This is a genomic window from Rhodococcus sp. As11 (genome assembly GCF_048957735.1).
GTDB lineage: Bacteria > Actinomycetota > Actinomycetes > Mycobacteriales > Mycobacteriaceae > Rhodococcus > Rhodococcus gordoniae.
In genome coordinates this window covers 11927-30737 of sequence record NZ_JARDJE010000013.1, presented here as the reverse complement: position 1 = coordinate 30737, position 18811 = coordinate 11927, and the positions used below count along the sequence as shown (strand labels likewise).

General features: G+C 69.1%; 15 protein-coding genes. 10 read left to right on the top strand and 5 right to left on the bottom strand.

Features of this window, described 5'->3' with window-relative positions; translation table 11 throughout:
- Positions 1-67: 67 nt before the first annotated feature.
- Both PV766_RS16440 and PV766_RS16435 read left to right on the top strand, forming a co-directional pair.
- Positions 68-1447 carry a glutamate decarboxylase gene (locus PV766_RS16440; RefSeq protein ID WP_026003165.1) on the top strand — a complete coding sequence of 460 codons (1380 nt, stop codon included), beginning with the start codon at positions 68-70 and terminating at the stop codon, positions 1445-1447.
- A gap of 238 nt (positions 1448-1685) precedes the next feature.
- Positions 1686-4157, top strand: a complete 2472-nt coding sequence (locus tag PV766_RS16435; protein WP_421097422.1) for a LuxR C-terminal-related transcriptional regulator — start codon at positions 1686-1688, stop codon at positions 4155-4157.
- Positions 4158-4181: 24 nt separating this feature from the next.
- Here the strand turns inward: PV766_RS16435 and PV766_RS16430 are convergent, their stop codons facing one another.
- Entirely contained in the window at positions 4182-4832 is a 651-nt protein-coding gene (locus tag PV766_RS16430; RefSeq protein ID WP_064065007.1) for a hypothetical protein, read from the bottom strand.
- 365 nt (positions 4833-5197) lie between these two features.
- Here PV766_RS16430 and gatC point away from each other — a divergent pair, with 365 nt between their 5' ends.
- Together gatC and gatA are read left to right on the top strand one after the other, a co-directional pair.
- Positions 5198-5497 (top strand): Asp-tRNA(Asn)/Glu-tRNA(Gln) amidotransferase subunit GatC, encoded by a 300-nt coding sequence (gene gatC, locus PV766_RS16425; protein WP_016933597.1) that lies wholly within the window; start codon positions 5198-5200, stop codon positions 5495-5497.
- A complete protein-coding gene (gene gatA / locus PV766_RS16420; RefSeq protein WP_064065386.1) occupies positions 5494-6969 on the top strand; it encodes an Asp-tRNA(Asn)/Glu-tRNA(Gln) amidotransferase subunit GatA in 1476 nt (491 codons plus the stop codon). Before gatC ends, gatA begins: the two co-directional genes overlap by 4 nt.
- Positions 6970-7038: 69 nt before the next feature.
- Here gatA and PV766_RS16415 read toward each other — a convergent pair whose 3' ends face one another.
- Together PV766_RS16415 and PV766_RS16410 are read right to left on the bottom strand one after the other, a co-directional pair.
- The gene (locus PV766_RS16415) at positions 7039-8310 is read right to left on the bottom strand and encodes an alpha/beta-hydrolase family protein (RefSeq protein WP_421097421.1); all 1272 of its coding nucleotides are present in this window, start codon (positions 8308-8310) and stop codon (positions 7039-7041) included.
- The gene (locus tag PV766_RS16410; RefSeq protein WP_421097420.1) at positions 8307-8918 is read right to left on the bottom strand and encodes a hypothetical protein; all 612 of its coding nucleotides are present in this window, start codon (positions 8916-8918) and stop codon (positions 8307-8309) included. The genes PV766_RS16415 and PV766_RS16410 overlap by 4 nt, the downstream gene beginning before the upstream one ends.
- Before the next feature lie 134 nt (positions 8919-9052).
- On the opposite strand from PV766_RS16410, the gene PV766_RS16405 reads away from it, so the two are divergent.
- The 5 genes from PV766_RS16405 (at position 9053) to PV766_RS16385 (ending at position 14855) form a co-directional block, all read left to right on the top strand.
- Positions 9053-10252, top strand: a complete 1200-nt coding sequence (locus PV766_RS16405; RefSeq protein ID WP_421097435.1) for a sensor histidine kinase — start codon at positions 9053-9055, stop codon at positions 10250-10252.
- 11 nt (positions 10253-10263) lie between these two features.
- A complete protein-coding gene (locus tag PV766_RS16400; protein WP_064065383.1) occupies positions 10264-10941 on the top strand; it encodes a response regulator in 678 nt (225 codons plus the stop codon).
- A gap of 103 nt (positions 10942-11044) precedes the next feature.
- Positions 11045-12073, top strand: coding sequence for a 6-phosphofructokinase (locus PV766_RS16395; RefSeq protein ID WP_064065382.1), 1029 nt, complete (start codon positions 11045-11047; stop codon positions 12071-12073).
- 42 nt (positions 12074-12115) lie between these two features.
- On the top strand, positions 12116-13624 hold the full coding sequence (gatB, locus tag PV766_RS16390; protein ID WP_421097419.1) for an Asp-tRNA(Asn)/Glu-tRNA(Gln) amidotransferase subunit GatB: 1509 nt from the start codon (positions 12116-12118) through the stop codon (positions 13622-13624).
- A 25-nt stretch (positions 13625-13649) separates the two neighbouring features.
- Positions 13650-14855 carry a cation:proton antiporter gene (locus tag PV766_RS16385; RefSeq protein WP_421097418.1) on the top strand — a complete coding sequence of 402 codons (1206 nt, stop codon included), beginning with the start codon at positions 13650-13652 and terminating at the stop codon, positions 14853-14855.
- Here the strand turns inward: PV766_RS16385 and PV766_RS16380 are convergent, their stop codons facing one another.
- Complete coding sequence (locus tag PV766_RS16380; protein WP_421097417.1) at positions 14856-16001, bottom strand: PQQ-dependent sugar dehydrogenase; 1146 nt, start codon at positions 15999-16001, stop codon at positions 14856-14858.
- 77 nt (positions 16002-16078) lie between these two features.
- Here PV766_RS16380 and PV766_RS16375 point away from each other — a divergent pair, with 77 nt between their 5' ends.
- A complete protein-coding gene (locus tag PV766_RS16375; RefSeq protein WP_064065378.1) occupies positions 16079-16837 on the top strand; it encodes a DoxX family protein in 759 nt (252 codons plus the stop codon).
- Between the two features lie 100 nt (positions 16838-16937).
- On the opposite strand, the gene ilvD is transcribed toward PV766_RS16375, so the two are convergent.
- Positions 16938-18779, bottom strand: coding sequence for a dihydroxy-acid dehydratase (gene ilvD / locus PV766_RS16370; protein WP_255161291.1), 1842 nt, complete (start codon positions 18777-18779; stop codon positions 16938-16940).
- Positions 18780-18811 lie beyond the last annotated feature (32 nt).

Genomic DNA, 18811 nt, shown 5'->3' with positions numbered 1-18811 from the left:
CTGCCCCGTATGCCCCGACGCCCACCGGATCGGACGAGTGTTCGATGCGCGAATAATGGAGGAAGCCATGTCAGATCCCACCGCTCCGAGCGAGACACTCGCACCCGCCTACACGGGCCGGCTCGGTACCGACCCGATTCCTGCTCTGCGGCTTCCCAAGTCGGAGACCGATCCGGAGGCGACCTACCAGTTCATCCACGACGAGCTGATGCTCGACGGCAGCTCGCGGCTCAACCTGGCGACCTTCGTCACCACGTGGATGGATCCGCAGGCGGGCCGAATCATGGCCGAGACATTCGACAAGAACATGATCGACAAGGACGAGTACCCCGCCACAGCGGAGATCGAGACCCGCTGCGTCAACATGGTCGCGGCCCTGTTCCACGCCGAGGAGCTCGATCCGGCCGATCCGTCGTCGGCCACCGGCGTCTCGACGATCGGTTCGTCCGAGGCCGTCATGCTCGGTGGGCTCGCGCTCAAGTGGCGCTGGCGTGAGGCCCGCAAGGCCGCCGGCAAGGACGCGTCGAAGCCGAACCTGGTGCTCGGCAGCAACGTGCAGGTGGTGTGGGAGAAGTTCTGCCGCTACTTCGACGTCGAGCCGAAGTACCTGCCGATGGAGCCCGGCCGCTACGTCATCACCCCCGAGCAGGTCCGTGACGCGGTCGACGAGAACACCATCGGCGTCGTCGCGATCCTCGGCACCACCTTCACCGGCGAGCTCGAGCCGGTGGCGGAGATCGCCGCCGCGCTCGACGAGCTCGCGGCCTCCGGCGGTCCCGACGTCCCGCTCCACGTCGACGCCGCCTCCGGTGGCTTCGTCGTACCCTTCCTCCATCCGGATCTCGAATGGGACTTCCGGGTGCCGCGGGTCGTGTCCATCAACGTCAGTGGCCACAAGTACGGCATGACCTATCCGGGTATCGGTTTCGTCGTCTGGCGCTCGAAGGAACATCTGCCCGAGGACCTCGTCTTCCGGGTCAACTACCTCGGTGGCGACATGCCGACGTTCACGCTGAACTTCTCGCGCCCGGGTAATCAGGTCATCGGCCAGTACTACAACTTCATCCGGCTCGGTGTCGCCGGCTACACCCAGATCATGGAGACGCTGCGCGACACGGCGCTCATGCTGTCGGAGCAGATCTCCGAGATCGAGAACATGAAGATCATCACGGAGGGCTCCGCCATTCCGGTGATCTCCTTCGAGGTGACGGGCGATCCCGGCTTCACGGTGTTCGACATCTCCCACGAGCTGCGGGCCCGCGGGTTCCAGGTTCCGGCCTACACGATGCCGGCGGACGCGGAGGACGTCGCGGTGCTGCGCATCGTGCTCCGTGAGGGCTTCAGCCGGGACATGGCCCACAAGCTCGGCGAGGACATCGCCGATGTGGTCGGATATCTCCGCAAGGGCGTCGGCCGCGGTCACACCGCCCAGGCATTCGCGCACTGACGGTGTCACAGACGGGGGAGAAGCTCAGGGAGCTTCTCCCCCGTCGCTGTGAGAACCGTTCGTGGACCGCGGGAATCGAAGTGGAGAATTACTTCGATGTGATTCCCGGCGCTCGATCGGAATTCCGGTTGAATCCGTCAATTTCCCCGCACACTGCTAGAATTCGCACAAATCTGTGAGTCCGTTTCGGGGACGATGCTGTCCGGGTGCGAAAGGGATAGTGGACGTGCCGAGAACGATGCCTTTGTCTCGTCGCCGATTGTTCTCCGTTCTGTCTGCACATTCCGAACTCGCCGTGCTCGTCGGTGGTCCCTTCTCGGGTAAGACGACACTCGTCGACACATGGCTGGCGACCGACCCGTGCCCCGACATGGTGCCCGTGGTGGTTCCCGAGCCCGCGCACGATGTCACACCCGAGGCGTACTGGTCGACGGTGGCATCGTCGCTGTGCAATTCCCTCGGAATCGACGAATCCGTTGCAACGGAAGGCTCCTTCGACACGGTGTGTTCGGTACTGGTCCGGCACGCCCGACCGGTGATGTTCGTGCTCGACGGTGTCCGGTCGGTCGAGGCGATCGAGGACCGGGTGGCGCGGTTGCTGCAGCTCGGTCCGCGGGTGCGCGTCGTGGCGACCAGCAGGGCTGCGGGCTCGTGGGACGAACATGTCGACGGGCACCGGCACAGGACGGTCGTCGGAACCGACGACCTGGCGTTCACTGTGGACGAGACCGCTGCACTGTGTCGTCTCTTCGGACTCGCACGGGACGAACGCACCATCGAGTGGATCACCCGCCGCACCGGCGGATTCGCCGCGTTCGTCGCAGCGGTGTGCGCGACGCTGCGCGCGGAGAGACCGCACCGGGCCTACGGCGCCGACGCCCTCGACGTACTCGTCGACTCGGCCGTCGATCTCGTCGTCATGCATGCGCTGGCGGCGGATTCCTCACCGGCACTGCCCTCCCGCTCGGTCCTCGTCTCCGCCGCACCGAACACGGTGACACGGTCGTCGATCTCGGCCCTGCCGCACATCGACGACGGCGACGTCTTCCTCGCCGCACTGACCGATTCGGGACTGATCGAGACCTGTTCGACGGACGCGGACCCCGCGAGCGGCCGGACCACCCGGTGCTATCCCGAGGTCGTCAGAAGATCACTCCTGCGGGTGGGCAGCGCGGAATACCCGGAGGAATTGGGGGATGCGCGGTCGGCTCTCATCGACTACTGGTTGCAGCGCTCACGTCCGGACATCGCCCTCCAACACGCCGTGGAGCGGCGCGACCGGCGATGCGCGATCGACATCGTCGAGAAGAACTGGGTGGCGCTGTACGGGAGCGGATCGCTCCGCTCCCTGGGGATCGTGCTGCTCGAGTTGCTTCCCGACGGCATGGCGACCGACGATCGCACCGTCGCGTCGCTGCGGACGATCACCCGTGCACGGAACCGCCCGGAAGAGCCGAGGGAGTGGACATTCCCGCAATCCTTCGAAGCGGTCCTCCGCCTCGGAAGTCTCCGGATGCAGGGTTCCTACGACGAGGCGATGGAGGTGTGCGATGGCCTGGCCGCCGAACCCGTGCCGGATTTCGAGACGCTCGACACCACGGCCCGGCACGCTCACGGACTGAAATACCTCAACTTCGGCACCGTCTACCTCCTCGGCGGCCGCACCACCGAGGCCGGCACGATGCTGCGCCACGCCCACACGGCGGGGCGAGGGGTGTTCGTCGAGCGGGAGGCCGCAGGCAAACTCGCGCTGCTCGAAGCGCTCCGGGGCCGGACCCACGAGGCCACCCGGTGGATCGAGGAGGAACAGCGGCATCCGCCGATCCTGGGAGAAGCCGAGGCCCTCGTCCGTACGGCAGGTCTGGCCGCCACCGCGCTCGTGGCACTCGACCGGCTCGACACCGGCACGGCCTTCCGCGCACTCTCCGAGCTCGGCACACTCCGCCACACGGAGGAGTTGTGGGCGGCCGTCATGTACGCGCGCGGTCGATTGGCGTTGCTGAGTGGTGTGCCCGCCGACGGCCTGCTGTACATCGATTCGGAGTTGCAGCACTTCTCCCATCGCCTCACCGGTATCTCCGCGGTGTTGGTCGATGCCGCGCGCGCCGATCTGCACCTCGCTCTCGGTGAGCCCGGTGCGGCACGCGAGCTGCTCGACGGGTCGACACACCCCCTCACCGTTCCGGCCCGGGCGCGATCGAGTCTGCTCGCCGGCGATCCCGGAGGCGCCGAGGTGATCGTGCATCGCGGGGATGCCGCCCGTGAGCACTGTCCGGCCGTCGGTGCGGAACTCGCCCTGATCGGATCGGTGGCGGCGCTGCGACTCGGTCGCCGCACCGATGCGCGACGACGGCTCCAGCGGGCAGTGGTGCTGGCGGAACATGCCGGGGTGACGCGGCCGTTCGTCGGTGTCCCACCGTCGGCAGTGCGCGACATCCTGTCCCTGGGTGTCGACCTGCCGATCGATCTCGACTCGGCGATGGCCGAGTACGGCATCTTCCGTGAGATCCGTGTCGCCGTACGGCTGACCCCACGCGAGCGCGCGGTCCTCGACGCGTTGCTCGCCGGCGGCACGGCGGGCACGATCGCCAAAGAACAGTTCGTCACCCTCAACACCGTCAAGACCCAGTTGCGTTCCCTCTACAGGAAACTGGGTGTGCATTCACGTGAGGAAGCGATCGCGCAGGCACACAGACTCGTCGTCGGCTGAGGCCTGTCCCCGAACCTCGGGCGACTACCGGAGGACGGTGCCGACGATGCCCGCGAAGTAACCGATGCGCGCGATCTCGGACGGCCGGAACTCGGGTCCGCCGGGACGCCCGAGGACGAGGACGCGCTCGGATGAGCCGAGAGGAGCGGCCGCGAGCATCGTGTCCATGTCGCGCCAGAGTTGCGGCACCCAGTCGCCCTCGTGGTCGAGCAGGGTGGCTTCGGCGAGCGGCATCCAGGGGACGCCGCTGAGACGGGTCTCCGGCGAACCCGGGCTCCCCGCGATGCGGAAGATGCCGTTCGGCCCGACCCCGAGGACGGTCGCCCAGCCGACGCGCAGCACCCGAGGCGCGCCGTCGACGAGGATCTGGATCCGATCGTCGCGCGCGGCGGCGACGTGATCGATCAGCTCGAGTTCGCGATGTGTGTCGAGGATCCCGGCGTAGGGGCGGATCGAGTCGACCGTGACGCCGGGCAGGGCCTCGGCCGCGGTGAGGAGCGTGTCGGGGAGCTTGCCCGGTTCGACGTCGACGACGAGATCGTCGATCGCGAAGTCGCTGCCGCGTTCGACCACGTCGAGCGACAGGATGTCGGCGCCGACCGAACCGAGCGCCAGGGCGAGCGAGCCGAGACTACCGGGACGATCGGGGAGCCTGACACGCAGGAGGTACGACACGTGAGTCCTTCCTCAGTCGTTTCGTGCCGTCGGCGAACGCCACAGCGACGGCATGTGGTGCGCCGGCATCCGCATGCCGGCGCCAAGGGCCGTATCGGCCTCTGGCAGACCACATCCTTGCACCTCGTCGACGGCGTCAGGGACGGTGCGGAATCGAAAATAGGCCGAGCCCACCGAAAATCCCCGGTCGCGACCGGGGATGTCACACGAATGCAACACAGCGTTGCGGAGCCCGCAACATCGGACCGCGGAAAGCGGCACCGCGCGGGCGGCGAGTGACGTCGTCGAACCGCGTGCGCCGCCGCTTCCAGGACGCATTACCCTGGACAGGACGTTCACTCTCCATCGGAAAGGGGCCATTCACGGTGCCTGCCATCTCCCGTGACGAGGTCGCGCATCTCGCCCGGTTGTCCCGGCTTGCGCTGACCGATGACGAACTCGACGAGTTCGCCGGTCAGTTGGATTCGATCCTCAACCACGTCAAGGCGGTGTCGGAGGTGGCCGCGGACGATGTGGCTCCCATGGCGAACCCGAACGCCGTCACCAACGTGACCCGACCCGACGTCGTCGTTCCCGGGCTCACGCCCGAGCAGGCGCTCTCCGGTGCGCCGGCCGTCGAGGAGGACCGCTTCTCGGTCCCGCAGATCCTGGGAGAGGGCGAATGAGCGCCGATACGACCCGTCTCGACGCCGCGACCCTGGCGTCGAAGATCCACGCCGGCGAACTGTCGTCGGTGGAGGTCACCCAGGCCCACCTCGATCGCATCGCCGAGGTGGACGGGGAGTACAACGCCTTCCTGCACGTCGCGTCCGAGCAGGCGCTCGCCGCCGCGGCCGAGGTCGACCGCGCCGTCGCCGCGGGTGAGAAGCCGGCGTCGGCGCTCGCCGGTGTCCCGCTCGCGCTCAAGGACGTGTTCACCACCACGGACATGCCCACCACGTGCGGTTCGAAGATCCTCGAGGGCTGGGTCTCGCCCTACGATGCGACGCTCACCGTGAAGCTGCGCGAGGCGGGTATCCCCATCCTGGGCAAGACCAACATGGACGAGTTCGCCATGGGCTCGTCCACCGAGAACTCGGCCTACGGACCGACCCGCAACCCGTGGGACACCAGCCGCATCCCCGGTGGTTCCGGTGGTGGTTCCGCTGCCGCACTCGCGTCCTACCAGGCGCCGCTCGCGATCGGCACCGACACCGGTGGCTCGATCCGTCAGCCTGCCGCCGTCACCGCCACGGTCGGCACCAAGCCCACCTACGGCACGGTCTCGCGGTACGGCCTGGTCGCGTGCGCGTCGTCGCTCGACCAGGGTGGTCCCTGCGGCCGTACCGTCCTCGACACCGCGCTGCTGCACGAGGTCATCGCCGGGCACGACCCGCGCGATTCGACGTCGGTGAACGCCGCCGTGCGTCCCGTCGTGGAGGCGGCGCGGCAGGGTGCGGCCGGCGACCTGACGGGCCTGAAGGTCGGCGTGGTCAAGGAACTGCACTCCGACAGCTACCAGCCCGGCGTGCTCTCGTCGTTCGACGCGGCGGTCGAGACACTCACGAAGCTCGGCGCGGAGGTCGTCGAGGTGTCGTGCCCGCACTTCGAATATGCCCTCGCGTCGTACTATCTGATCCTGCCGTCGGAGGTGTCCTCCAATCTGGCCCGCTTCGACGCGATGCGCTACGGCATGCGCGTCGACGACGGCACGATGAGCGCCGAGCAGGTCATGGCCGCGACCCGCGCCGCCGGTTTCGGCAAGGAGGTCAAGCGCCGCATCATGATCGGTACCTATGCGTTGTCGTCCGGCTACTACGAGGCCTATTACGGTCAGGCGCTGAAGGTCCGGAGTCTCATCGCCCAGGACTTCGACAAGGCATACGAGCAGGTCGACGTACTCGTCTCGCCCACGAGCCCGTTCACGCCGTGGAAGCTCGGCGAGAAGGTCGACGATCCGCTGGCGATGTACCTCTCCGACCTGTGCACGCTCCCGACCAACCTCGCGGGTCACTGCGCGATGTCGGTGCCGTCCGGCCTCTCCGCGGACGACGGTCTTCCCGTCGGCCTGCAGATCATGGCCCCGGCTCTGGCCGACGAGCGCCTGTACCGCGTGGGTGCGGCCTTCGAGGCGGCACGAGGACCCATCGTCGCCTGATCCGCTGTCGTACCGCGACCCGCCGTGCCGCCCGTCGGCCGGCGGGTCGCGGTCTTCCGGGCCGTCGCATCATCCTGCGGGTGAGGTGCACGATGTCTGGTCGTCGCCGTAACGGTGGCCGTGGCCGGGTGCTGTATCGAGCGAGGTGAGCAGATCCACCGTCGTGTGCAGGAACGACACCACCGGTAGCCACGGCGGGGTGGGAGCGTCGACACGCGCGTGCGACAGGTCCGGCGGCGACCACAGCAGCGACGGCCGCCACCACACCACCGGGTCGGAGGTGTTCGCCAGGACACTCGCGCCGGCCGTGCGGACACCGGCGGGTGGCCCCGCGAGGAAGAGCGCGCACGACTCCGGCTCGATGTCGTCGAAGACGGCGCTCGCGCCGCTCGCGCCCAGGGACTGCCCGTAGACGTGGAGGGCGGGACGCCGTTCGTCCGGCAGGGTGGACAGGTGGGCACGCAGTGCGGTGACGAGGGCGTGGGCCTCCTCCGCCGCGGCACGGCGGTCGAGGACGAAGGTCGCCCAGCTCGGCAGGTCCGAGTACTGCTGGGCGACGATGGCGACGTCGTCGCCCCACCGGTTCTCGAAGCCGCGGACCGCAGCGGCATCGACCCAACCCGAGCCGGTCGGCACGGCCACCACGAGATGCGGTCGGTCGAGGGCACTCGTCCGACGGAGTTCGTCCACCGCGAACTCGGCGCGTGCAGACGGATCCGGCGCGGCCGACAACGGCACATAGATCCGGATCGGTGACCCCTCGGCAGGCAGGGAGACGAACTTCTGTCCCTCGCTGCCCAACCGGTTCCACGACATCGCCGATCCCGCGCCGCCCGACAGGCCGGCCGACAGGGCGGTGGGGGAGACGACCGTGTCGATCGTCCTTCCGGGGGAGAAGGCAACCGTGGCGGTGCCGATCACCACCATCACGGCGACGGCCGTCGCCGCCCGGCGCCGCGACAGGAGATTCACCAGGCGTGGAACGGCGAGCAACACCGCGACGACCACGATCGTGACCGCCAGCGCCTCGAACCAGTAGCGCACGTCCAGGGTCGGGACCGACATCGCCTCCCGCAGCCGGTTCTGCCACCGATGGGCACCGGCCGCCGCGACCAGCACGGCGGATCCACCGACGAGCGCGACGGGCAGACGGAGCTCGGACCGCTCGGGAGGTGCAGTTCGCCCGGACCGGCGTCGCCGCACGGACACGACGAGGCGGAGCAGCGCCAGCGCCGTCACGACGAACAGCCCGGTGACGACGCCCTGCACGACCGACTGTCGCGGCAGCAGGGGAGGAGCGAGGGAGATCACCGTCGCGAGAACCACCGTGAGAACCGTCATCGCCGAACCCTTCGCACCGTGTACGCCAGGACGACCGAGCCCGCAGCGACGGCCAGGGCCCACGGCGATTCCGCGACAGGTGTCCGGTGACCCTGTCGCCACGAGTTGAATTCCACTGCTGCAGAAGAAATCCCTGCGATCGGCGTGCAGGAGGGGATGCCGGGTTCGGAACGGCAGACGGTGTCGAGATGCCGTGCGAACAGACCGTCGAGGTCGCGGCGGGCACCGGTGCCCAGCTCGCCACCGGTGGTGTGGGCGTACCGCAGGAGGTCGTACCCGAGATCGTGCACCCGGCATGCCGATTCGAACGCCGCCGGCAGCGGCACCGGAGCGGAGCAGTCACCTTCGGGGTCGGCGAGCACCGTCGTCCCGTCCGCCCACTGTTCGACGATCGGCGCATACCCCATCACGGCGGTGAAATCGGCCGGCAGAGACGACAGTGCTCGCTCCGGGTCGTCGGCGACGAGCGCCGTCACCGTCGCTGCGGCCGCGGTGTTCTCCGCCGGAGGTGCGGCGGAGTGGGCGAGCGCCCCCGGCGCGGCGGCATACGCTGCGGTGGCGAGGAAGACGACCGACCCGATTCGGGCGGCTGCGGATCTCACTGTCATGCCGGTGACGCTAGGAACGCGCAGCCCTGCACCGGACCCCGCGACGGAGCGATCTCGAGGAGGTCGACACCACCCGCAGAGCTATGCGGATCTCACTCCCAGGTATGAGGACAGTCGAGACCCCGGCTCCTAGCGTGGGTGAGGTGAAAGAGCTTGCGAAGTCCGGCGCGAGAACCGCGGAACGCCTGGGCCGGGGACGGTGGAGTGTCGTCGCCGTGGTCGCCGTGACGGTGATCCTCTATGCGATCGCGTGGCCGACGCTGCCCCTGACGCACGACATCTCCCCGCCCCTGTTGCCGCTGATCTCGGGGATGGCGGTACTCCCGTTCCTCCTCGTGCTGGTCCGGCCGGCGCTCGGGTGGGCGGTGGTTGCGGCGGCCGGTCTCGTCGTCCCGATCGCGTTCGACCGGCTTCCGGGATACGACTATCCGTGGCAGGTCGTGCACATCCTGGTGATGCTCGCGCTGGTGTTCGCCGTCGCAATCCGCGAGGAGATCCGCGTCGTGCTGGTCGTGTGGGTCGCGACCGTCCTGTTGTTCGCGGCCTTCGTTCCCGGCCGCGACGGCTGGGGATGGGGCATCGGGATCAGCGCGATCGTCGTCTTCGGGTTGCTGGTGCGGTGGCTGCTGATCTCCCGCCGGCAACTCGCCCGGGAGGAAGAGGTCAGCGAGCTCGAACGTGCGCGTCGCGCCATCCTCGAGGAGAAGGCGCACATCGCACGCGACCTGCACGACATCGTCGCCCACCACATGTCGATGATCGTCGTGCAGGCGCAGAGTGCCCCCTATCGGCTTCCGGACGTGAACGACGACGTGCGTGCCGAATTCGAGGCCCTCGGCGCGACCGCGCGGGAAGCGCTGAACGACGTCCGCACCCTGCTCGGTGTGCTCCGCAGCGACGGGCAACTCCCCGAACACGAACCGCAGCCCGGCATCGACCGCATCGGCGAGCTGTTCGACTCCTCCCGTCGAGCCGGTATGACGCTCGAGACGGAGACGGTCGGCATCCCCGGGTCCGTCTCCGACGGAGTCGGACTCACCGTCTACCGGATCCTGCAGGAATCCCTGGCGAACGCGGCCCGACACGCACCCGGTGCCCGCGTGTGCGCGCGGCTGCAGTGGGAACCGGCGACCGTGACGGTGGAGGTGACCAACGGACCGGCGGTGGCCGCCGAGTTCGACGCTGCAGCTCGGCAGTCGGAGCGCAGTGGTGGCAACGGCATCCTGGGCATGGCCGAACGCGCATCCGTCGTGGGCGGCCGGCTCGTCGCTCACCCACGACCCGACGGAGGTTTCGAGGTCCGAGCGGTCCTTCCGATGGCGACCGGGGCCTAAGGTGGGTGCCGATGACCGAACCGCACCCACCCATCACCGTGTTCATCGCCGACGACCAGGCCATGGTCCGGCAGGGCTTCGGCGCGCTACTGGGTGCCCAGCCCGACATCAGCGTCGTCGGCGACGCTCCCGACGGCCGGGCGGCCGTCGCGGAAGTCGCGCGCCTGCGCCCGGACGTCGTTCTCATGGACGTGCGGATGCCCGAGATGAACGGCCTCGAGGCGGCACGGCACATCCTTGCCGACACCCGTGAGCCGCGGTCGAAGGTCCTCATGCTCACCACCTTCGACCTCGACGACTACGTCTACGAGGCGCTCGGGATGGGAGCGAGCGGGTTCCTGCTCAAGGACGCCCCCGCCGACGAACTCGTGCGGGCCGTGCGGGTCGTCGCCGACGGCCAGGCACTCCTCGCGCCGACCGTCACCCGTCGTCTCATCGCCGACGTCACCAGCCGGCGCAGACCGACGAGGGGACGCGATCGTGTCCTCGACCCACTCACGCCGCGCGAACTCGAAGTGCTCGAACTGATCGCGCACGGATTGTCGAACACCGAGATCGCCGAACGCTTGTTCGTCGCCGAACAGACCGTGAAGACCCACGTCGGAAAGGTGCTCGGGAAGCTGCATCTGCGCGACCGCGCGCAGGCCGTGGTGCTCGCCTACGAGTCCGGTCTCGTCACACCCGGCTGAATCGGGCTGCCGTCGCGCCGGTGAACGGGCAGGATGGCAATGCAGCAGCGGTCCGGGCGGTATCGGTCCGTGCGGTACGGATCCATGCGACGGGAGGTAGTGCGTGACGAGGATCGGAATTCTCACCAGCGGCGGGGACTGCCCCGGTCTCAACGCGGTCATCCGCGGTGCGGTGCTCAAGGGGACCGAGGTGCACGGGCAGGAGTTCGTCGGATTCCTCGACGGCTGGCGCGGTCTCGTCGAGGGCGATGTGATCCCGTTGGACCGCAGCCGTGTTCGCGGTCTCGCCCAGCAGGGCGGCACGATCCTCGGTACGAGCCGGTTCGGCCCGTACCAGGGGCCCGACGGTGGAGCACAGAACATCCAGAAGACGCTCGACCGCCTCGGTGTCGACGCCGTGATCGCCATCGGGGGAGAGGGCACCGCCGCCGCCTCGAAGCGGCTGTTCGGTGAGGGAATCCGCATCGTCGGTGTGCCCAAGACGATCGACAACGACCTCGGTCACACCGACTACACCTTCGGTTTCGACACGGCCGTCGAGATCGCGACCGTGGCGATCGACCGTCTCCGCACCACGGGCAACTCCCACAAACGGTGCATGGTGCTCGAGGTCATGGGCCGGCACGCCGGGTGGATCGCGTTGCATGCGGGCACCGCCGGTGGTGCGCACGCCATCCTCATCCCCGAACACCCCGAGAGCCTCGAACAGATCTGCGAGTGGGTGACCAGCGTCCGCGACCGCGGACGTGCGCCGATGGTCGTCGTCGCGGAGGGCTTCACGCTCCCCGAGATGGAGGAGGCGTACTCCATCAAGGGACTCGACGGTTTCGACCGGCCACGCCTCGGCGGTATCGCGGAGGTGCTCGCCCCGCTCATCGAGGAACACACCGGTATCGAAACCCGCGCGACGGTGCTCGGGCACATCCAGAGAGGCGGTGTCCCCACGGCATTCGACCGGGTGCTCGCGACCCGCCTCGGCATGGCGGTGACCGATCTCGTCGCCGAGGAGGACTGGGGGCACATGGTCGCGCTGCACGGCACCGACATCGCCCGGGTCGATTTCGACGAGCTCGCCGAGCCGAAGTACGTGCCCGACGAGCGCTACCAGGAGATGCGGATCCTGTTCGGGTGAGGCCGCGCGGCGGCACTCGTGGCGCCGTCTAAAATCGACATCATGACTGCCTCCGTGTCCGCTGACCTGCTCGCCTACGACGACGTGCTCGCGAAGTTCGAGCCCGTGATGGGCATGGAGGTGCACGTCGAGCTGCACACCGCCACCAAGATGTTCTGCGGATGCCCGACCGCCTTCGGCGCCGAGCCGAACACTCAGGTGTGCCCGGTCTGCCTCGGCCTGCCGGGGGCGCTGCCCGTCGTCAACCAGGCCGCGGTCGAGTCCGCGATCCGGATCGGGCTCGCGCTGAACTGCTCGATCACCCCGTGGGGTCGCTTCGCGCGGAAGAACTACTTCTACCCGGATCAGCCGAAGAACTACCAGATCTCGCAGTACGACGAGCCGATCGCCACCGACGGCTACCTCGATGTCGTGCTCGACGACGGCACCACCTGGCGGGTCGACATCGAACGCGCGCACATGGAGGAGGACACCGGCAAGTCGCTGCACGTCGGTGGCGCCACCGGCCGCATCCACGGCGCGAGCCACTCGCTGCTCGACTACAACCGTGCCGGTGTGCCGCTCGTCGAGATCGTCACCAAGCCGATCGTCGGTGCCGGCGAGCGCGCCCCCGAGGTCGCGCGTGCCTACGTCACCGCCCTGCGCGACCTGCTGAAGGCCCTCGACGTCTCCGACGTCCGCATGGACCAGGGTTCGATGCGCTGCGACGCGAACATCTCGCTCATGCCGATCGGCGCGAAGGAATTCGGTACCCGCACCGAGACGAAGAACGTCAACTCCCTCAAGTCCGTCGAGGTGGCCGTGCGCTACGAGATGCGCCGGCAGGCGGCGGTGCTCGTGTCCGGCGGCGAGGTGATCCAGGAGACGCGGCACTTCCAGGAGGCCGACGGCACCACCTCGCCCGGTCGTCGCAAGGAGACCGCCGAGGACTACCGCTACTTCCCGGAGCCCGATCTCGAGCCCATCGCTCCCGACGCCGCCTGGGTCGAGGAACTGCGCGCCACCCTGCCCGAGCTGCCGTGGCTGCGCCGGGCCCGCATCCAGGCCGACTGGGGCGTGTCCGACGAGGAGATGCGCGACCTGGTGAACGCCGGCGCGCTCGATCTCGTCATCGCGACCACCGAGGCCGGTGCCTCCGCCTCGGAGGCCCGCTCGTGGTGGGTTGCGTACCTGGCCCAGCAGGCCAACACCCGCGGCGTCGAACTCGCCGAGCTGCCCATCACGCCCGAGCAGCTCGCCCGGGTCATCGCGCTGGTGGCCGAGGGCAAGCTGACGAACAAGCTCGCCCGTCAGGTCGTCGACGGTGTGCTCGCCGGTGAGGGCGAACCCGACGAGGTGGTGGCCGCTCGCGGTCTCGAGGTCGTGCGCGACGATTCGGCGCTGCAGGCCGCGGTCGACGCCGCCCTCGCCGCCAACCCGGACATCGCCGACAAGATCCGTTCGGGCAAGGTCCAGGCGGCCGGCAAGATCGTCGGCGACGTCATGAAGGCTACTCGCGGACAGGCCGATCCGGCGCGCGTGAAGGAACTCGTGATCGCCGCCTGCAGTTGATCTTGCGCCGCTAGAGTAGCGGCGCATGGACGCCGCAGTTGCCACCTCGCTGTTCTGGATCGTCGTCGCAGCGGTGCTCGCACCGCTGATCGCCGGCCTCGTTCCGCGTCGGCTGATCCCCGAGGTCGTGCTGCTGCTGGTCGCCGGTGTCCTCATCGGCTCCTACGCGCTCGATCTCGCGGAGACCGGTAGCGAGATCGGCATCCTGCGCGAGCTCGGGCTGGGAATGCTGTTCCTGCTCGCCGGATACGAGATCGACCCGGCCGAGCTGCGCGGGCGAGGCGGACGTCGCGCGATGGTCACCTGGTGCGTGTGCATGCTGTCGGCGCTCGGTACCGTCGCCCTCCTCGGAACAACGGGTCAGGTGCACGCCGAGATCGCCGTGGCGATCGCCCTGACGTCCACGGCACTCGGGACCCTCCTGCCGATCCTCGCCGACCGCGGACTCGTCGCCACCCCGGTCGGGCGGTCGGTGCTCAACCACGGTGCGTTCGGGGAGTTGCTGCCGGTCGTCGCCATGGCGATCCTGCTCGGGGCGCGCGGCGCACTCGGGTCGCTGATCGTGTTGCTGGCCTTCGCGGTGGTGGCCGTCCTCGTCGCCGTGCTGCCCACCTGGATCCTGCGGGAGGGCACGCGGTTCTCGCAGTTCGTCCGGCTCGGCTCCGACACCACCGCCCAGATCCCGGTGCGCCTGACGATGCTGCTGCTCGTCGGGCTCATCGCGGTGGCCGCGGTCTTCGATCTCGACATCATCCTCGGCGCGTTCGCGGCCGGTTTCATCCTGCGCCGCACGATCCCGGCCGGCGACGAACGGCTCGAGAAGAAGCTCGACGGTCTGGGATACGGCTTTCTCATCCCCATCTTCTTCGTCACCTCGGGCATGGCGATCGACGTCGGTGCCGTCGTGGGCGCCCCGGGGATCCTGCTGGCCTTCCTCGGACTGCTGATCCTCGTACGGGGTGTGCCGGTGTTCGTCGCGTCGCGTCTCGAACGCGACGCGACCGGGAACCGGATGTTCGGAACCGCGGAACAACTGCAGATCGCGCTGTACTCGACGACCGGCCTCCCGCTGATCGTCGCGGTCACGGGGGTCGCGGTGGCCGCCGGGCAGATGTCGAACGCGAGCGCGTCGATCCTCGTGGCGGCCGGCGCCGTCACCGTCCTGGTGCTCCCGATGCTCGCGGGACTGCTCCACCGTCCCGCGCCGGCGGAGACACCGGAGCGGGCCTGATCAGTCGAATCCGCCGCCGCCGGCCGGGAACTGGATGCGGACGACGCGGTCGTCGTTCGGTCCCGGTTCGGCGCCCGACTTGTTGACCGTGGACACCCACAGCAGGCCGTCGGGCGACGAGGCCGCGCCGCGCAGCATGCCGTAGCGGTCCTCCGCGGCGAGGACGGGGGCTGCCGTGACCGCCCCGGTTCCCGGGTCGGTGGTGACGACCGCGACGGCTTTCGCGTCGGTGAGCGAGATCGCGATCCCGTCGGGGGCCGCCGCACAACCGGCGACGCCGGGCCGCTCGGGCCACGTCCAGGCCGGGCCGGTGCCGGTCGAGCCGTCCACCCCGACCCGCTGGAGCCGGTCCTCGAGGGGCGTGCGGTCGGTGACCCACAGGTTGCCGTTCGGATCGCGGCACACGTCGCCCGCGGTACCGATACCCGACAGCATCACCGACGGTGCCGGCGCCGCTCCGGGCGCCGGGAGCGGTAATTTCAGGAGCTTGCCGGACAGGACGTTCGGATCGTTTGCGGCGGAAGCATTTCCGGCGTCACCGGTGAGGACGGCGATCTCGGTGGGCGAGACGAACTCGAGGGCGCCGGCATTGCCGGTGGCGCCGCGGGGTATCCCCGTCAGCACGTCCTTGGGGGTGTCGCCCGCGGCGATCCGGACCACGCGATTGTCGGAGGCCGTGGTGATGTAGGCGTAGAACAACCGGTCCTCGGCGAAGGTGGGGGAGAGCGCCACGTCCAGCAGCCCGCCGTCTCCGGACCCGTCGACGGGGATCGTCGCGACCTCGACCGGCTCGGTGTCCGGCGCGACCTGCAGTATCCGACCCGTTCGGCGTTCGGTGACGAGCGCGGAGTTGCCGTCGGGCATCGTCACCAGCCCACCGGTGACGTCGAGGCAGGTCGCGATCACCGCCGGGTCGGGATCGACACACGGTCCCGGCAGCTTGGGGGAGGCGCTCGGCGTCGTCGTCTCGGTGGGATCCTGCGGGCCTACACCCGGACCGGGATCGAAGGTGGGTTCGGGGGTGAACGGGCTCGATGCGGAGTCGTCGAAGCGGGCACACGACGGGACGGCGAGGACTCCGACGGCCACCGCCGCCGCTGCCGCGCGTACGCCCCACGAACCGGTCCACCGCGTACCCCGTGTCATGCCGCAAACGTTACCGGCACGACGCGCGCACCCGCGGATGCCGGGTGCGGGTGCGGAGGCGGGCCTAGGCTGAGGACGTGGCCGACAACAAGAACGGTGGCGTACCGGACGCGGGTTCGAGTCCCTACGGCACTCAGCCCGACGAACGCACACTCGAGATGCGCCGACCACGCGAGTCGTATCTCGGGTCCGACGACGACTTCGATGCCGGAACTCCGCTGGGCAACGACGCCTACGCCGCTCCCACCGAGCAGATGTACCGGCCGGAACCGGTCTACGGTGCGGAGACGGGCGGCGCGGTGGCCGCCGGGGAGCGGACTCCGGTGAAGGTCCGCCGGGGCACCCTGGACCTCGGTCTGTTCGTCCTGCGGGCAGCGGTCGGGGCGATCCTCGTCGCCCACGGACTGCAGAAGCTGGTGGGGCTGTGGAACGGCCCCGGGCTGGACGGTTTCGAAGCGTTGCTGCGCGATGCGGGATACCGGGAGCCGGCGGTGCTCGCGATCGTCGGCGCGGTCGGTGAGATCGCCGCCGGTGCGCTGCTCGTGCTCGGTCTGCTCACCCCGTTCGCGGCGGCCGCGATCGTCGCGATCATGATCAACGCGGTGCTGTTCGAACACGAACTCGAACCGGGCGTCCAGTTCTTCGCCGCCGAATCGTCGGGCTTCGAATTCGAGGCCCTCCTCGTCGCCTGCGCGGTGGCGATCACCCTCACCGGGCCGGGCCGCATCGCGGTCGACGGACGACGCGGCTGGGCGACACGCCCCTTCGTGGGTTCGTTCACCGTACTGCTGCTGGGTGTGGCGGCAGGCGTGTGCCTGTGGATCTTCGGACGCTGACCCACGAACAACCGGGATACGACGAACAACCGGGATACGACAAGGGCGAAGGCTCCGCGATCGGATGATCGCGGAGCCTTCGCCCTCGTGTGGTGAGGGGTTACGGCACGCGCCGGACGGCACCCTTGTCGGCAGAGGTCGCCAGCGCAGCGTATGCGCGCAGTGCCTTCGAGACCGTGCGCTCGCGGTCGACCGGCTGCCAGGGCCGCTCGGAGGCCTCCATCTTCGCGCGTCGCTCGGCGAGCACGTCGTCGTCGACGAGTACCTCGAGGGTGCGGGTCGCGACGTCGATGCGGATCCGGTCGCCCTGCTCGATCAGGCCGATCACACCGCCCGAGGCGGCCTCGGGGGAGACGTGCCCGATGGACAGACCGGACGTGCCGCCGGAGAACCGGCCGTCGGTGATCAGGGCGCACACCTTGCCCAGACCGATTCCCTTGAGGAACGAGGTGGGATGCAGCATCTCCTGCATGCCGGGGCCGCCGGCCGGGCCCTCGTAACGCACGACCACCACGTCCCCGGCCTTGACCTTCTTGCCGAGGATGACCGAGACGGCCTCCTCCTGCGACTCGACGACGTAGGCCGGGCCCTCGAAGTGGAACAGATCCTCGTCGATGCCGGCGGTCTTGAGGATCGCGCCGTCCGGTGCGAGGTTGCCGCGCAGCACGCACAACCCGCCTTCGACGGTGTAGGCGTGCTCGATGTCGCGGATGCAGCCGCCCGCGGCGTCGGTGTCGAGCGACGACCAGCGGTTGTCCGTCGAGAACGGTTCGGTGGTGCGCACACCACCCGGGGCGGCGTGGAACAGTTCGAGTGCGGTCTCGGACGCCTTGCCGGACCGGATGTCCCAGGTGTCGAGCCACTCGTCGAAGCTCTTCGTGTGGACCGTGGAGACGTCGGTCTCGAGCAGGCCACCGCGACGCAGTTCGCCGAGGATGGCGGGGATTCCGCCGGCGCGGTGCACGTCCTCCATGTGGTAGTCGGAGTTCGGGGAGACCTTCGCCAGGCACGGCACCCGACGGCTGATCTCGTCGATGGTGGACAGGTCGAAGTCGACCTCGCCCTCCTGCGCGGCGGCGAGGGTGTGCAGCACGGTGTTCGTGGAACCACCCATCGCGACGTCGAGCGCCATCGCGTTACGGAAGGCGGCCGGGGTCGCGATGTTTCGCGGCAGCACCGACTCGTCGTCGTCGCGGTAGTAACGCAGGGCTGCCTCGACGATCGTCGTTCCGGCGGTCTCGAACAGTGCGCGTCGCGCCTCGTGGGTGGCGAGGGTCGAACCGTTGCCGGGCAGCGCGAGACCGAGGGCCTCGGTGAGGCAGTTCATCGAGTTGGCGGTGAACATGCCCGAGCACGAACCGCAGGTGGGGCACGCGCTGCGCTCGACCTCGTCGAGGCCTGCGTCGTCGACGTCCTCGCTGGCGGAGGCGGAGATGGCGGTGATGAGGTCGGTAGGGGCGTGCGCGACACCGTTGACGACGACGGCCTTGCCGGCCTCCATCGGGCCGCCGGAGACGAAGATCGTCGGGATGTTCAGGCGCATCGCGGCGTTGAGCATGCCCGGCGTGATCTTGTCGCAGTTGGAGATGCACACGAGCGCGTCGGCGGTGTGCGCGTTGACCATGTATTCGACCGAGTCGGCGATGATCTCGCGGCTCGGGAGCGAGTAGAGCATGCCTCCGTGGCCCATCGCGATGCCGTCGTCGACGGCGATCGTGTGGAACTCGCGTGCCACGCCGCCCGCTTCGCGCACGGCCTTCGCGACGATCTCACCGACGTCCTTGAGATGGACGTGACCGGGTACGAACTGCGTGTAGGAGTTCGCGATCGCGACGATCGGCTTGCCGAAGTCGGAATCGGTCAGGCCGGTGGCGCGCCACAGGGAGCGCGCTCCTGCAGCGTTTCGTCCGACGGTGGTGGTGCGTGACCTCAACGGGGGCATGGGCTGACTTCCTTGACGGTGGCTGTGTGCGC